Origin of the sequence: Sphingomonas pseudosanguinis, from assembly GCF_052056765.1 — a bacterium.
GTDB classification, from domain to species: domain Bacteria; phylum Pseudomonadota; class Alphaproteobacteria; order Sphingomonadales; family Sphingomonadaceae; genus Sphingomonas; species Sphingomonas pseudosanguinis.
The window spans coordinates 2,500,479-2,515,070 of the sequence record NZ_CP189888.1; the positions used below are offsets into that span (position 1 = coordinate 2,500,479).

Annotated in this window: 18 protein-coding genes; 10 read left to right on the forward strand and 8 right to left on the reverse strand. The window is 66.8% G+C overall.

Annotated elements, in window-relative coordinates:
* Window positions 1-213: 213 nt before the first annotated feature.
* The 3 genes from ACQHGV_RS11270 to ACQHGV_RS11280 form a co-directional block, all read right to left on the reverse strand.
* On the reverse strand, window positions 214-1,311 hold the full coding sequence (locus ACQHGV_RS11270; protein WP_440978269.1) for an RluA family pseudouridine synthase: 1,098 nt from the start codon (window positions 1,309-1,311) through the stop codon (window positions 214-216).
* On the reverse strand, window positions 1,308-1,682 hold the full coding sequence (crcB, locus tag ACQHGV_RS11275; RefSeq protein WP_440978270.1) for a fluoride efflux transporter CrcB: 375 nt from the start codon (window positions 1,680-1,682) through the stop codon (window positions 1,308-1,310). The genes ACQHGV_RS11270 and crcB overlap by 4 nt, the downstream gene beginning before the upstream one ends.
* Before the next feature lie 64 nt (window positions 1,683-1,746).
* A complete protein-coding gene (locus ACQHGV_RS11280) occupies window positions 1,747-2,481 on the reverse strand; it encodes a hypothetical protein (RefSeq protein ID WP_440978271.1) in 735 nt (244 codons plus the stop codon).
* Window positions 2,482-2,614: 133 nt separating this feature from the next.
* Here ACQHGV_RS11280 and ACQHGV_RS11285 point away from each other — a divergent pair, with 133 nt between their 5' ends.
* The gene (locus ACQHGV_RS11285; protein WP_183950631.1) at window positions 2,615-2,836 is read left to right on the forward strand and encodes a hypothetical protein; all 222 of its coding nucleotides are present in this window, start codon (window positions 2,615-2,617) and stop codon (window positions 2,834-2,836) included.
* Between the two features lie 60 nt (window positions 2,837-2,896).
* On the opposite strand, the gene ACQHGV_RS11290 is transcribed toward ACQHGV_RS11285, so the two are convergent.
* Complete coding sequence (locus ACQHGV_RS11290) at window positions 2,897-3,460, reverse strand: glycine zipper 2TM domain-containing protein (protein WP_440978272.1); 564 nt, start codon at window positions 3,458-3,460, stop codon at window positions 2,897-2,899.
* Between the two features lie 177 nt (window positions 3,461-3,637).
* The gene (locus tag ACQHGV_RS11295; protein ID WP_183950481.1) at window positions 3,638-3,946 is read right to left on the reverse strand and encodes a glycine zipper 2TM domain-containing protein; all 309 of its coding nucleotides are present in this window, start codon (window positions 3,944-3,946) and stop codon (window positions 3,638-3,640) included.
* 147 nt (window positions 3,947-4,093) lie between these two features.
* Here ACQHGV_RS11295 and ACQHGV_RS11300 point away from each other — a divergent pair, with 147 nt between their 5' ends.
* Window positions 4,094-4,732 carry a trimeric intracellular cation channel family protein gene (locus ACQHGV_RS11300; RefSeq protein ID WP_440978273.1) on the forward strand — a complete coding sequence of 213 codons (639 nt, stop codon included), beginning with the start codon at window positions 4,094-4,096 and terminating at the stop codon, window positions 4,730-4,732.
* A 97-nt stretch (window positions 4,733-4,829) separates the two neighbouring features.
* On the opposite strand, the gene fumC is transcribed toward ACQHGV_RS11300, so the two are convergent.
* Both fumC and ACQHGV_RS11310 read right to left on the reverse strand, forming a co-directional pair.
* The gene (gene fumC / locus ACQHGV_RS11305) at window positions 4,830-6,221 is read right to left on the reverse strand and encodes a class II fumarate hydratase (RefSeq protein WP_440978274.1); all 1,392 of its coding nucleotides are present in this window, start codon (window positions 6,219-6,221) and stop codon (window positions 4,830-4,832) included.
* Window positions 6,222-6,933: 712 nt separating this feature from the next.
* Window positions 6,934-7,419 (reverse strand): SspB family protein, encoded by a 486-nt coding sequence (locus tag ACQHGV_RS11310; RefSeq protein WP_183950479.1) that lies wholly within the window; start codon window positions 7,417-7,419, stop codon window positions 6,934-6,936.
* A 72-nt stretch (window positions 7,420-7,491) separates the two neighbouring features.
* Between ACQHGV_RS11310 and hisB the strand changes: the two genes are divergently transcribed.
* From hisB to ACQHGV_RS11350, 8 genes are all read left to right on the forward strand, one after another.
* Window positions 7,492-8,079 carry an imidazoleglycerol-phosphate dehydratase HisB gene (hisB, locus tag ACQHGV_RS11315; protein WP_440978275.1) on the forward strand — a complete coding sequence of 196 codons (588 nt, stop codon included), beginning with the start codon at window positions 7,492-7,494 and terminating at the stop codon, window positions 8,077-8,079.
* Window positions 8,076-8,681, forward strand: coding sequence for an imidazole glycerol phosphate synthase subunit HisH (gene hisH, locus ACQHGV_RS11320; RefSeq protein WP_440978276.1), 606 nt, complete (start codon window positions 8,076-8,078; stop codon window positions 8,679-8,681). Before hisB ends, hisH begins: the two co-directional genes overlap by 4 nt.
* The gene (gene hisA, locus ACQHGV_RS11325) at window positions 8,678-9,412 is read left to right on the forward strand and encodes a 1-(5-phosphoribosyl)-5-[(5-phosphoribosylamino)methylideneamino]imidazole-4-carboxamide isomerase (RefSeq protein ID WP_440978277.1); all 735 of its coding nucleotides are present in this window, start codon (window positions 8,678-8,680) and stop codon (window positions 9,410-9,412) included. The genes hisH and hisA overlap by 4 nt, the downstream gene beginning before the upstream one ends.
* Window positions 9,409-10,170 carry an imidazole glycerol phosphate synthase subunit HisF gene (gene hisF / locus ACQHGV_RS11330; RefSeq protein WP_440978278.1) on the forward strand — a complete coding sequence of 254 codons (762 nt, stop codon included), beginning with the start codon at window positions 9,409-9,411 and terminating at the stop codon, window positions 10,168-10,170. Before hisA ends, hisF begins: the two co-directional genes overlap by 4 nt.
* Window positions 10,171-10,561: 391 nt before the next feature.
* Window positions 10,562-10,717: a hypothetical protein gene (locus tag ACQHGV_RS11335; protein ID WP_183950475.1), complete on the forward strand. Its 156-nt coding sequence runs from the start codon at window positions 10,562-10,564 to the stop codon at window positions 10,715-10,717.
* Window positions 10,718-10,749: 32 nt separating this feature from the next.
* Window positions 10,750-11,064, forward strand: a complete 315-nt coding sequence (locus tag ACQHGV_RS11340; protein ID WP_183950629.1) for a phosphoribosyl-ATP diphosphatase — start codon at window positions 10,750-10,752, stop codon at window positions 11,062-11,064.
* 17 nt (window positions 11,065-11,081) lie between these two features.
* Window positions 11,082-11,459: a histidine triad nucleotide-binding protein gene (locus ACQHGV_RS11345; protein WP_440978279.1), complete on the forward strand. Its 378-nt coding sequence runs from the start codon at window positions 11,082-11,084 to the stop codon at window positions 11,457-11,459.
* Between the two features lie 377 nt (window positions 11,460-11,836).
* Window positions 11,837-13,375, forward strand: coding sequence for an amino acid permease (locus tag ACQHGV_RS11350; RefSeq protein ID WP_183950473.1), 1,539 nt, complete (start codon window positions 11,837-11,839; stop codon window positions 13,373-13,375).
* A 183-nt stretch (window positions 13,376-13,558) separates the two neighbouring features.
* Here the strand turns inward: ACQHGV_RS11350 and ACQHGV_RS11355 are convergent, their stop codons facing one another.
* The gene (locus ACQHGV_RS11355) at window positions 13,559-14,551 is read right to left on the reverse strand and encodes an adenosine kinase (RefSeq protein ID WP_440978280.1); all 993 of its coding nucleotides are present in this window, start codon (window positions 14,549-14,551) and stop codon (window positions 13,559-13,561) included.
* Window positions 14,552-14,592 lie beyond the last annotated feature (41 nt).

Sequence of the window (14,592 nt, forward strand, 5' to 3'; positions counted from 1 at the left end):
AAGCCCCGCTGGCCCTTGGGCCAGCGGGGTTTGTCATACCCGCCCCGTTCACCCTGCCCATTCATCATCCCATCCCGCCGTTCGCGCTGAGCGAAGTCGAAGCGCATGGGATTCGCTTGCGGACAGGGCGCTGCGTTGGCTTCGACTACGCTCAGCCTGAACGGGGTTTTGGGGCGGTGTTCGGGGCGGTCGCGAGCGCTGGGCGCACGGCTGTTACTGCCGCGCCCCCCGACCCCGCCGTTCACCGCGCCGTTCCTTGCGATACTGTTTGGCATGCGCCTTGGCGCGCTGCTTCAGCACGTCCTTGGGCGGCGGGCCGCGATCCTCGTCCTGGGGCAGGACGTCGCCGCGAATCTCGTCGAAGCCCAACTGGTTCATCGATTCGGCGAAGTGGCTGGGCAGCTCGGCGGTCTGGTCGATGCGCCCGCCATCGGGATGGTCGACGCGGATGCGGCGCGCGTGCAGATGCATCTTGCGGCTGATCCCGCCGGTCAGGAAGGCCGCCGCGCCGCCATATTTGCCGTCGCCGACGATCGGGTGGCCGATCGCCGCCATGTGCACGCGCAGCTGATGCGTGCGCCCCGTGAACGGCTGCAACTCGACCCAGCAACAGCGATTGCCCGCCCGCTCGATCACACGGTAGCGCGAGCGTGCCGCCTGGCCATTCTCCTCGTCGACATGCATCTTTTCGCCGCCGGTGCCCGGCTGTTTGGCGATGGGCAACTCGATCGTGCCGTCCTCGATCGAGGGCACGCCGACGACCAGCGCCCAGTAGATCTTCTTGGCGGTGCGCCCCGAAAACGCCTTGGCGAAGAAGGCCGCCGACCGCGCGTTGCGCGCGACCAGCAGCGCGCCCGACGTGTCCTTGTCCAACCGGTGGACCAGCTTGGGCCGCCCCTCCGCCTCGAACTGCAGCGCGTCGAGCAGGCCGTCGACATGGGTGGTCGTCTTGGTCCCCCCCTGCGTCGCCAAACCCGGCGGCTTGTTCAGGACCAGCGCGTCGCGATCCTTGTGGATCACCATTTCGCGCGCGAACGATTCCTCATCCTCGGACAGGATATGGCGCGGGCGCGTCGTCGGCTTGCTGCTCTCGGCCAGCGCGGGCTCGGCAGGGGGCACGCGCAGCACCTGGCCCGCCGCGATCCGGTCGCCCGGCGTCGCGCGCGCGCCGTCGACGCGCAGCTGGCCGGTCCGCGCCCATTTGGCGACGGTGGTGAAGCTGGTGTCGGGCAGATGGCGCTTGAACCAGCGGTCCAGCCGGATGCCGTCATCGTCGTAACCGACCGTGAATTGGCGGACCGAGTCCGTCATGCCATAATCCTTGTAACCCAAAGCCCGGCCCACAGTGTGGCCAGCGAACCCAATAGCGACAGCGCGACATAACCGAGCGCGAGTCCCGTCTGTCCGCGTTCGATCAATGTGATGGTGTCGAGCGAAAAGGACGAGAAGGTGGTGTACCCGCCCAGAATCCCGACGCCGATGAACAGCCGCCACCCCTCCGATGCGCCCGTGCGTGCCAGCACCCCGGCCAGGATACCCATGAACAGGCATCCCACCCAGTTGACGGTCAGCGTTCCATACGGAAAAGCCGGACCGAGCGTGTCGGACATGACCCGCCCCGTCAGATATCGCCCACCCGATCCCAGCGCGCCGCCCAGCATCACGAGAAGAAGCGGAGACATAACCGCCCTCCCCTAGCGCAATGCCGGCTTGCGCGCAAAGAATGGTTGCACGCGCCCCGCCGGCTCAGCCGCCCTTGACGATCAGGTCGACATCGGTGCCGCCATCGGTGCGCGCGGTGGCATAGACGATATAGGCCGCCGCGCCCCTGGTACCGCCCAGCACATGCAGCGCCCCGTCGCGCTTGTGCTCGGCGTCGTAGCCGGCGGCGGTGGCGCGAGTGAAATAATAGTCGACGACCTTGTCGACGCCGCCGCCCGCGCGGAAGCTGACGATTCGCAAGCCGCAGCCATTGGCGTCATTGCCCGCCGCCTCGCTCACCCGGCCGCCGGGATAGATCGCAAAAGACGCCGGCAGTCGCGCGGCCCACTCCGCCGAGTAGCGGAGCCCGGCCAAGCACGGACCATTGCCCATCTGTTGCCCGGCCAGCGCCGCCAGGGTCAGCGCCTTGCCCGAGGCGCGACATTCGGGACAATCCTCCGTAGCCTTCGGCGCGGATTTCAACGTGCGCGGGTCGACCGGATCGCCCGGCGGCGGCAGGACCGGCACCTGATCGCTGTCCGGCCGGTTGGGCGGGCGCACCGCATTGGCGTTGGACGTCTGGGTCAGGCCCGGATCGACCATGATCTGCCCGGCCAGCGCCTCGGCCAGTTGCGGGTCCTGCGCCGGCCGCGCCTCGTTCATCGCGGCCAGTTCATTGTCGAGCGCGTTCAGCTGCGCATCGTCGTCGGTCTTAGCACCACAACCGGCGAGCAGCAGGGCGGTGAGCGGGACCAGGATTCGCAAGGACGGGACCGTCATGCCGCCTCCTTAGCATGCGCCGATCATCCGATCGTTAATGGGGTCGATCCGATGTGCATCGGATTATGTCCCGCACCGGGATGGCGGTGTGGCATGCTTGTATATCGCGTCCGGCGCCGCCATCTTGAGCCTCATGCTGAATCTGTTCTCGATCGTCATCGGCGTCGTCGCGCTCCTGCTCGGCATCGTGCCGTTCCTGCCCTTCTTCGCCTGGGGCTATTGGTTCGTCATCCCGATCGCCATCGTCGGAGCGGCGGTGGGCGCGCTGTCGTCGCGCAATGGCGGACGCAACCTCAACCTGATCCTCATCCTGATCTTCGGCCTGCGCCTGATGCTGGGCGGCGGCCTGATCTGAACGTGAAACGGCCCGGCATGCGAACATGCCGGGCCGTCGTCATTCCAAAGCCTGTCGGGCTTAGCGGCAGCGGACCTGACCGCGATCGATCTGCTGGCCCAGCAGCGCGCCGCCGCCGGCGCCGATAACCGTGCCGAGCAGACGCGAACCGCCGCCCGCGATCACATTGCCCAGCGCACCGCCGGCGAGACCACCGACCACCAGACCGGTCGTGCCGTCATTGCGGCGGCAATAGAAGCGGCCGTTCATGCCACGATAGATGCGGTCGTTCCGGCCGAGCGCGCGCGGCTGGTAATAGCGGCCGTCGCGATAATAGCGCTCGGGATAGTATCCGCGCTGGCCCGGCTCGAACCGGTTATAGTCGTAGTTGCGCCAGCGGACGTTGCGCATGTCGCGGCGATAGTCCTGGCGCGCATCGCGAATATCCTCACGATACTCCCGGCGCGCCTCGCGAATGTCGCGGCGCGAGTCGGCGTTGCGGACGTCGCGGCGATAGTCGCGGCGGGCATCGCGAACCTCGTTCTGATATTCGCGGCGGGCTTCCCAGCCATTGCTCTGGGCCGCCGCCGGCACGGCGGTAAAAGTCATCGCGGTCAACGTGGCCGACAGAATTGCGATACGCATGACGATACTCCCGTCTTTCAAAGATGCGGGTTCAACGCCTTGTCTGCGGGAGTCGTTTCGTTAACTGAAAACTACCTTTCGTTCATGGATGGGACATCAGTAACGACCGGAATGACACAAGAAAAAGGGCGCCACCGGAGGTGACGCCCTTTTGGCTTTCCGAATGGAAGGCCGCGATCAGCGGCAGCGACGATTGCTCGTGCCGCGCTCGACCTCGCGACCCGCCAGCGCGCCGACGGCGGCACCGCCCAGCGTGCCCAGCGTACGGTCGCCGCGCGTGTCGATGGTGCGGCCCAGCAGCGCGCCGGCGACGCCACCCACGACCAGACCGGTCGTGCCGTCGGGCTTGCGGCAGCGGACGCGGCCGCGATCGTCGCGCCACTCGCGATACTTGTACCGGCGCTGCGCATCGGCGGCGGTGACCGGCACGAGCATCGAGGGGACGACCATGGCGGTGCAACCCAGAGCGAGCATCAATTTCCGCATGACAATCTTCCTTTCAAACATGATCTGATGCCGTAACGTTCGCATCCTACTGTCCGTTGCATGAACCAAACATAACGTGCCGTTCATCGAAGGGCATCGTTGCGACGGCCTTTCCCCCCGCCCGTCCCCGCCCTAAGACCGGGGGCGATGCTGCCCGAACCCACCGCCATGCTGCCCGCCGCGATGCCTTGGCTCGACCTCGCCGGGCTGGCGGTGTTCGCCGTGTCGGGCGCGCTGGTCGCGGCCAAGCATCGCCAGACGATGGTCACTCTGGTCTTCTTCGCACTGATCACCGGAGTCGGAGGCGGCACGCTGCGCGATCTGCTGATCGATGCGCCGGTCTTCTGGGTGCATGATGCCCGCGTGCCGGTGGTGTGCCTCGCCGCCGCCGTCGCGGTGTGGGCCACACCCGAGCGATGGTGGCGCGGCAGCGCGCTCGACTGGTTCGACGCGGTGGGGCTGGCCGCCTATGCCGTGTACGGCGCGGCCAAGGCGAGCGGCTATGGCATCACGCCGATCCCGGCGGCGATGCTGGGCGTGGTGTCGGCCTGTGTCGGTGGCATCATCCGCGACGTGATCGCGGGCGAGCTGTCGATCCTGATGCGCCCCGAACTCTATGTCACCGCCGCCGCGCTCGCTTCGACCAGCTATGTGATCCTGACCGCGCTCGGCGTGCCATTGGCGGGCCCGATCGCGGCGCTGGCCGGGTTCCTGCTGCGCGGAGCGGCGATCCATTACCGGATCGCTCTGCCCGCCTATCCGGCCAGGGGGCTTGAGGAGCGGTGATTCCCTTGGGCTTCGACTTCGCTCAGCCTGAACGGCGTTTGGGATAAGCCCCCCACCTCCGTTCCGCCTGAGCGAAGTCGAAGGCCACGCTTCAACCTCACCGCCCCAGCATCAACTCCGGCCGCACCACCCGGTCGAAGGTCGCCTCGTCGACCAGCCCCAGCTCCAGCCCGGCCTCCTTCAACGTCTGGCCCTGCTGATGCGCATGCTTGGCGATCTTGGCGGCATTGTCATAACCGATCTCCGGCGCCAGCGCGGTCACCAGCATCAGCGAGCGGTCGAGCAGCTCGGTGATCCGGTCGCGATTGACCGTCATCCCCTCGACCGTGCGCTCGGCAAAGCTCTCCATCCCGACCGCCAGCAAATGGATCGAGCGCAGCACGTTGGCGCCGATCAGCGGCTTGAAGACGTTCAGCTCCAGATGCCCCTGCAAGCCGCCGACCGTCACGGCGGCATTGTTGCCGATCACCTGCGCAGCGACCATGGTCAGCATCTCGCACTGGGTTGGGTTGACCTTGCCCGGCATGATCGAGCTGCCCGGCTCGTTGGCGGGCAGTTCCAGCTCGCCCAGCCCCGAACGCGGGCCGGAGCCGAGCAAGCGGATGTCATTGGCGATCTTGGTGAGCGCCACCGCCAGCACGTTCAAGGTGCCATGCAGGTCGACCAGCCCGTCATTGCTGGCCAGCGCCTCGAACTTGTTGGGCGCGGTCACGAAGTCAATGCCGGTCGCCTCGGCGATCTCGGCGGCGATCGCCTCGGCAAAGCCGTTCGGTGCGTTCAGCCCGGTGCCGACCGCCGTACCCCCTTGCGCTAGCGGCAGGATATTGCGGTGGAGTGTCCCCTCGATCCGGTCGCGGGCATTGGCGAGTTGCTGGACATAGCCCGAAAATTCCTGGCCCAGCGTCAGCGGCGTCGCATCCTGCAAATGGGTGCGGCCGATCTTGACGATGTCGTCCCACGCCTTCGCCTTGGCATCGAGCGCGGTGTGGAGCCGGTCGAGCGCGGGGAAGAGTTGCCGCGTCACCGCGATGGCGGCGGCGACATGGAGCGCGGTCGGGAAGGTGTCGTTGGAGGACTGGCCCCGGTTCACATCGTCATTGGGATGGACCGGCGACTTGCCGCCGCGCGTGCCAGTCAGCATCTCGTTGGCGCGGCCCGCGATCACCTCATTGGCGTTCATGTTGGACTGGGTACCAGAGCCGGTCTGCCAGATGACCAGCGGAAACTGATCGTCATGCCGCCCGTCGATCACCTCCTGCGCCGCCGCCTCGATCGCATCGGCCTTGTCCGCCGCCAGTCCGTAACCCCGGTTGATTCGCGCGGCGGCCTTTTTGACGATCGCCAGCGCATGGACGATGCCGACCGGCATCGTCTCCCGCTCGCCAAAGGGAAAATTCTCGAGACTGCGTTCGGTCTGCGCGCCCCAATAGGCGTCGGCGGGAACCTCGATCGGGCCGATCGAGTCGGTTTCGGTGCGGGTCTGGGTCATGATGGAGGGACTCACCGGGGGCGGATGGGTTCCCCGATCCGGCCACGCCAAGCATGCTCGATAGATGCCGCCACCCCGGCAAAGGCCGGGGTCCAGTTACCGTGCACTATCGATGGCGCGGGAGTTTGCCTCCCACGCAATGGCTCGCACACCTTCCGCTTGGTGGACCCTGGGCCCCGGCCTTCGCCGGGGAAGAGGATTTTGGTTCGTGCAGAGACACAGAGAACGCGGAGGGGGGGTCGCTTCAGGGCCGTCTACGGCCTTGCCCCATCTGCCGGTGGGGAACAGGATTCGCCGACGAAGCGCAGGGCATCTCTGCGTCCTCTGCGCCTCTGCGCCTCTGCGCGAAATCATTTCTTCCGCTCGATTCGGTTTTGGCGCGGGCCCGGGTAATGATCAAGGGACTCAATCGGAAGCGGATGGATTTTCGATCCAGCTACGCCAATCCCGCCACCCCGGCGCAGGCCAGGGTTCAGTTACCGTGCGCTATCGATAGCGCGGGAGTTGGCCTCCCCCGCAATGGCTCGCACACCTTCCGCCTGGTGGAGCCTGGGCCCCGCCTTCGCCGGGGAAGACGATTTTGGTTCGCGCGGAGGCGCGGAGGGGGTTCGCTTCATGGCCGTCTACGGCCTTGCCCCATCCGCCGGCAGCAAACAGGCTTCGCTGGCGAGGCGCGGGACATCTTCTGCGTCCTCCGCGCCTCTGCGCGACATCACTTCTTCCGCTTGAAATCCACCGCGACGACGTTGCTGCCGTCCTCGACCGGCTTGGCGACGGGCTCGTCATTTTCGGCCGAATCGTGCGGATCGGGATCGCCCTGGGGATCGTCGGCGACGTGGAAGCCCAGTTCGAACTGCACTTCCGGGTCGTGGAAGCGCGTGATCGCCGAATAGGGAATCACCAGCTTGGAGGGCACCTGGTTGAAGCTGAGCCCGACCGAAAAGCGATTCTCGTCCACCGTCAGGTCCCAGAAGCGATTCTGCAGGACGATCGTCATCTCGTCCGGGAACCGCTCCATCAGCCGCTGCGGGATGTCGACGCCGGGCGCCTGCGTCTTGAAGGTGATGTAGAAATGGTGCGTGCCGGGCAGATGCCCCGTCTCCGCCACCGGGCCGAGTACACGCCCCACCACGGCGCGCAGGGCCTCCTGCACGATGTCGTCATAGGGGATGAGGCTGTCGGGCAATCCTTCGGTCATGGCCCATGGACTAGCGGCCTTTGATCGCGGGTCAAGATTGCATGGGACGGATAGGTGTTTAAGGGGGAGGCCATGCGCACCGCCACCGTCCACCGCGCCACCGCGGAAACCGTCATCGACGTCACCGTCAATCTCGACGGCACCGGCGTCTATCAGAACGCCACCGGCATCGGCTTTCTCGACCACATGCTCGACCAGCTGTCGCGGCATTCGCTGATCGACCTGTCGGTCAAGGTTCAGGGCGACCTGCATATCGACGGGCATCACACCACCGAGGACAGCGCGCTGGCGATCGGACAGGCCCTTGCCAAGGCGCTGGGCGACAAGCGCGGCATCCGCCGCTATGGCGAGGCGCTGTCGCCGATGGACGAAGTGCTGACCCGCACCGCGCTCGACATTTCGGGCCGCCCCTGGCTGGTGTGGAAGGTGCCGTTCACCAATCCGATGCTGGGCACGCTCCAGACCGAGATGATCGAGCACTGGTTCCACAGCTTCGCGCAGGAAGCGGGCATCACGCTGCACGTCGAGCTGCTGCATGGCCACAACAACCATCACATCGCCGAGAGCATCTTCAAGGGGCTCGCCCGCGCCTTGCGAATGGCGGTCGAGATCGACCCGCGCAAGGCCGACGCCATCCCCTCGACCAAGGGCATGCTGTGACGCTGGCGCTGATCGACATCCAGTCGGGCAATCTCCACTCGGTCGACAATGCCCTGCGCGCGGCGGGGGCAAGCGATGTGGTCATCACCGCCGATCCGGATGTGATCGCCAAGGCTGACCGGATCGTGTTGCCGGGCGTCGGTGCGTTCGGGGCGTGTGCGGCGAATCTCCGCGCCATAAACGGGTTGGAAGAGGCGCTCCGCGACGCCGCCCTCACCCGCGCGCGGCCATTCCTGGGCATTTGTGTCGGCATGCAGTTGCTTGCCGACGCCAGCGACGAGATGGGCGAGCATCGGGGCCTGGGCTGGATTCCCGGTCGCGTGACGCGCCTCATCCCTTCCGATCCGGCTGCCAAAGTCCCGCATATGGGCTGGAACGATGTCCGCCCGACGCGCGAGCATCCGCTGATCGTGCCGGGCGAGGCCTATTTTCTGCACAGCTATGCCTTCACCGGCGAGCATGTGCTGGCGACCACCGATCACGCCGGTCCCGTCACCGCCGCGATCGGCCGCGACACCGTGGTCGGCGCGCAATTCCACCCCGAGAAGAGCCAGCGCTATGGCCTCTCCTTCCTCACCCGTTTCCTGGAGTGGCATCCGTGAGCCTCATCGTCTTCCCCGCCATCGATCTGAAGGGCGGCCAGGTCGTCCGCCTGGCCGAGGGCGATATGGACCGCGCGACCGTCTATGGTGACGATCCCACCCATCAGGCGATGCTCTTCGCCGAGGCGGGCGCGGAGTATCTGCATGTCGTCGACCTCGACGGCGCCTTTGCGGGCGAATCGGTCAATGGCGAGGCGGTGCAGGCGATCGTCAAAGCCTTTCCCGGCCATGTCCAGTTGGGCGGCGGCATCCGTAACCCTGAGAATGTCGAGCGCTGGTTCGACCTGGGCGTGTCGCGCGTCGTGATCGGCACCGCGGCGCTGGAGAATCCCGACTTCGTGCGCGACATGGCCAAGGCTTATCCCGGCGGCATCGTCGTCGCGGTCGACGCCAAGGACGGCATGGTCGCCACGCGCGGCTGGGCCGATGTCTCGACGGTGTCGGTCGAGGACCTTGCGCGCCGGTTCGAGGATGCGGGCGTCGCCTCGCTGCTGTTCACCGATGTGGGCCGCGACGGGATGCTGAAAGGTTGCAACGTGCCCGCAACGGTCGACCTCGCCCGCGCAGTGCGGATTCCGGTCATCGCCAGCGGCGGCGTGGCGGGGATCGGCGACATCCATATGCTGGCCGTCCATCACAAGGACGGGGTCGAGGGCGTCATCACCGGCCGGGCGCTCTATGACGGGAGGCTTGATCTGGCGGCGGCCCTGTCGGTGGCCGCAGCCGCATGACCGTCCGCGCGCGCGTCATCCCCTGTCTCGACGTTGCCAATGGCCGGGTGGTCAAGGGCGTCAACTTCGTCGACCTCATCGATGCGGGCGATCCGGTCGAGCAGGCGCGCGCCTATGACGCGGCAGGCGCGGACGAACTCTGCTTCCTCGACATCACCGCCAGCCATGAGGCGCGCGGCACGATCCTGGACGTGGTGCGGCGGACGGCGGCGGTGTGCTTCATGCCGCTGACGGTCGGCGGCGGCGTGCGTACCGCCGAGGATGCCCGTGCGCTGCTGCTGGCGGGCGCCGACAAGGTGGCGGTCAACTCCGCCGCCGTCAGCCGCCCGGAAGTCGTCTCCGACATTGCCGAGCGATTCGGCAGCCAGTGCTGCGTGGCCAGCGTGGACGCGCGGCGGACGGCGGATGGCTGGGAGGTGTTCACCCATGGCGGTCGGCGCGCTACGGGCATCGATGCGGTCGAACATGCGCTGCGGCTGGCGGAGCTGGGCGCGGGCGAGTTGCTCGTCACCTCGATGGACCGGGACGGGACGCGTGGGGGATACGACCTCGACCTGATCCGCACCATCGCCGACCGGACCAGCGTGCCGGTGGTGGCCAGCGGCGGCGTCGGCGGGTTAGACGACCTGGTCGCGGGCGTGCGCGACGGTCACGCCTCGGCGGTGCTGGCAGCGTCGATCTTCCACTTCGGCGATGCGTCGATTGCGGATGCACATCGGGCGCTCGCGGCGGCGGGGGTGCCGGTTCGGTCGCATTGATGTTCGCGCAAGGACGCGAAGACGCGAAGATTTTTGGTTCGCGCGGAGGCGCGGAGGCGCGGAGAGGGTGGTTAAGGGGCGGGCATTGGCCTGCACCTCTCAGCGAGCGCGTGTCTTCCGATCGACGGGGTGGGTTGAGATGCCCCCCCAACCCCCGTTCAGCCTGAGCGAAGTCGAAGGCCAAGGGATAACCGCGCCACTGGGCGGAGCGCCGGGCGTGCGCTTCGACTTCGCTCAGCGTGAACGGAGGTGGGGTTCAGGTGGCGAGCGGAAGACGTTTTACGTCAGTGTGGAAGGTCCATTACCAACCTCGCAACCAAACCCTCCGCGTCTTCGCGCGAACCAAAATCCCCCGGATGACCCCCGCCCGCCACCCTGCTAAAACACCCCCATGCCCCTCGCCTCCCTGACCACCGCCGCCGCGCATAGCGGAGTGCCCAAGCCGCGAAGTCATCCCGAATGGTCCGACATCGGCCTGTTCGTCTTTGCGATCGGCGCGATCTGGCTGCTCCGACATCTGATGCGCCGCCGCAACCGCAAGGATTGACGCGAGCGCCGCGTCGCGTCACCCACGCCGCCATGGACATGCTCGACCGCCTCGAAGCCACGATCCGCGCACGCCGCGACGAAGGCGACGCCGCCACCTCCTATGCCGCGAGCCTCTTCGCCAAGGGGCGGCCCAAGATCGCGCAGAAGCTGGGCGAGGAAGCGGTCGAGACCGTCATCGCCGCCATGGCGCAGCCTGACAAGATCGTGTCCGAGGCCGCCGACCTGATGTTCCACCTGATCGTGCTGCTGGCCGATACCGGCCACACGCTGGACGATGTCCGCGCAGAACTGGCGCGGCGCGAGGGCGTGTCGGGGCATGACGAAAAGGCCGCGCGGCCCCGTTAATCCCACGGAGAATTTCGATGCCGATCGACGCCACCCTTCCCTACGACGATCAGAATATCTTCGCGAAGATCCTGCGCGACGAGATCCCGTCGAGGCGGGTTTACGAGGATGAATGGGCGGTCGCGTTCCACGACATCGCCCCGCATGCGCCGACGCATATCCTGGTGATCCCGCGTGGGGCCTATGTGTCCTGGGACGATTTCTCCGCGCGCGCTGGCGAGGCGGAGATCGCCGGCTTCGTCCGCGCGGTCGGCCATGTCGCGCGGGAAGCAGGCGCAGTCGAGCCGGGATACCGGCTGCTGGCGAATATCGGTGCGGATGCCGGGCAGGAGGTGCCGCATCTTCATGTCCATATCCTGGCGGGTAAGCCGCTCGGCCCGATGCTGGCGCGCTGACCTAGGCACGCCCCTCCCGCAAGCAAGTTTCAGGTCGGTCATGCCGGGGGCATGACCTAAACGATGCGGGGCATCGTTTACCTGAAACTGGGATGGGGGAGGGAAACGCCACGGGCGATGCTCTCAGTGAGACACTCTGCCCTCCCCAAACCCCTCCCGCCTGCGGGAGGGGCTTACTGCGGAACGGAACCACGCCATTTGAAGCCACGGCAACCTCCCCCTGGCGGGAGAGAGGCTTTTATCCACTCCCCTGACCGCATCCCGCGCACCTTAGGGATTGCGCGTAATAAAATTGCAGCTAACTTCCCCGACCATTCACCGGACTCCGGGCGCGTCCCATGTCGGGGCCGCCCTTCCCTTGGGGGGATTGGACATTCATGATTTTCGGGCGCGTTAAGCCTCTGGACGCCATTTTGGCGACCGCCGAGAAGAAGGGGCTGCAACGATCGCTAGGCGCGTTCCAGCTCACCATGCTGGGTATCGGCGCCGTCATCGGCACGGGTATCTTCGTTCTCACCTCCGAAGCCGCGCAAAAGGCGGGGCCGGGCATGATGATTTCGTTCATCCTTGCCGGGTTCGTCTGCGCGGTGGCGGCCCTCTGCTATTCCGAGCTGGCCTCGATGGTGCCGGTCGCGGGCTCGGCCTATACCTATACCTATGCGGTCATGGGCGAGCTTCTCGCCTGGATGGTCGGCTGGGCGCTGATCCTCGAATATGCGGTCGGTGCAAGCGCCGTCGCGGTCGGCTGGTCGGGCTATGTCGTGGGGCAGCTGCGCAACCTGCTGGGCATCGACATACCGATGGAGTGGGTCAACGGCCCCTCCTCGGGCGGCTATATCAACCTGCCCGCCGTCATCATCTCGCTGCTCGTCACCTGGCTGCTGGTCGTCGGCACCACCGAGAGCGCCCGCGTCAACGCCATCCTGGTCGCGATCAAGGTCGCCGCGCTCACCCTGTTCATCGCGCTGTCGGTGCCGGTGATCAACGGCGCGCATTTCGAGCCATTCATGCCCACCGGCCTGACCGGTGTCGCCGGCGCGGCCGCGTCGATCTTCTTCGCCTATGTCGGCTTCGACGCTGTGTCGACCGCCGCCGAGGAGACCAAGAATCCGCAGCGCAACGTGCCCATCGGCCTGATCGCGTCGCTGCTGTTCTGCACCGTCTTCTATCTGCTCGTCTCGGCGGGTGCGATCGGCTCGCCGCTGGGCGCGCAGCCGGTGCGCGATGCCGCCGGCGTTGTCCTGTCGCCGGGCACGTCGGAACTGGCCGCGCAGTGCAAAGCGATCGTGGCGAGTGGCGCGGCCGAGCCGCTGTCCTGCTCGCGCGAGGCGCTGGCGCACGTCCTGCGTACCATCGGCTGGGAAAAGATCGGAAATCTGATCGGCCTGGCCGCCACGCTGGCGCTGCCCTCGGTCGTCCTCATGATGATGTTCGGCCAGACCCGCGTGTTCTTCACCATGGCGCGTGACGGCCTGCTGCCCGAAAAGCTCGCCTCGGTGCATCCGCGCTATCGCACGCCGCACGTCGTGACGATCGTGACCGGCATCGCCGCGACCATCGCCTCGGCCTTCCTGCCGGTCGGCAAGCTGGCGGACTATTCCAACTCGGGCACGCTGTTCGCCTTCTTCATGGTGGCGCTGTCGGTGATGGTGCTGCGCAAGACCGATCCGAGCCGCAAGCGGCCGTTCCGCACGCCCGCCGTGTTCATCGTCGCGCCCGCCGCGATGATCGGTTGCGCGTATTTGTACTTCTCGCTGCCGCTGATCGCGATCCTGGTCCTGCCGGGCTGGGGCGCGGTGGGTCTGGCGATCTACTTCCTCTACAGCCGCAAACGCAGCCATGTCGGGCGCGGCATCATCGACGTGGTCGACGACCCCGCGATGCAGCCCGAAGTGGCCAAGCCGATCGACCGCTGATCGGCTTATCACGAAGGCACGAAAAAGGCCCGGAGGAGCGATCCTCCGGGCCTTTTGCTTTGCGGCTCCTGCCCCTCCACCATCCTTCGGATGGTCCCCCTCCCCAAGCACAGCTTGGGGAGGATCGGGTTGTCAGTCGCTCGGTTCAGCCTGCATCCTTCGGCTGGCTGGTAAGCCAGCCGCTCAGAGGCTGGCGGCGAGCGTCTTCAGGTCGACCTGCGGACGTGCGCCGAAATGGCTGATGATCTCGGCCGCGCAGGCCGCGCCCAGCGTCAGCGAGGCCTTCAGATCCTGGCCATGCGTCTGGCCATAGAGGAAGCCCGAGGCGAACAGATCGCCCGCACCCGTCGTGTCGACGACCTTGTCGACGGGATGGGCGGGAACCGTCACGCGCTCATCGCCGCGTTGCGCCAGCGCGCCCTTTTCGGCGAGGGTCACGACCAGCGTTTCGACCTTGTTCTTCAGCGAGGCGACCGCCGCCTCGACATCCGCCGTCTCGGTCAGCGCGACGATCTCGGTCTCATTGGCGAAGATCACGTCGATCATGCCGCCGTCGATCAGCGCATGGAAATCGGCGCGGTGACGGTCGATCACGAACTCGGCGGAGGCGGTGAAGGCGATCTTGCGGCCCGCTTCGCGCGCGACCTCGATCGCGGCGCGCATCGCGGCGCGCGGCTCTTCGGGGTCCCAGAGATAGCCTTCGATATACAGATAGGCCGCATCGGCGATCAGCGACCGGTCCAGCGCCTCGGCCGGCAGATAGTGCGATGCGCCCAGGAAGGTGTTCATCGTCCGCTGGCCATCGGGGCTGACGAAGATCATGCAGCGCGCCGTGGTCGGCTGGCCGGCGCGGGCCGGGGTGTCGAAGCGGACGCCGGCGGCGCGGATGTCGTGCGCGAAGACTTCGCCCAGCTGGTCGTCGGCGACCTGGCCGATGAACGCGGTCTTGCCGCCCAGTGCGGCGATGCCGGCCAGCGTGTTGGCGGCCGAGCCACCCGAAATCTCGCGACCGGGGCCCATCTTGGCGTACAGCGCATCGGCCTCCTCGGGCGAGAAGACGAGCTGCATCGCGCCCTTGGTCATGCCGTTCTCGGCAATGAAGTCATCCTCGGCGGAGGCAAGGATGTCGACGATGGCATTGCCGATCGCCACCACGTCGTAAGTGGGGTTGGTCAAGTAACGGACTCCGGGAAAACAAGCTGTAATGCCCGCCGCCC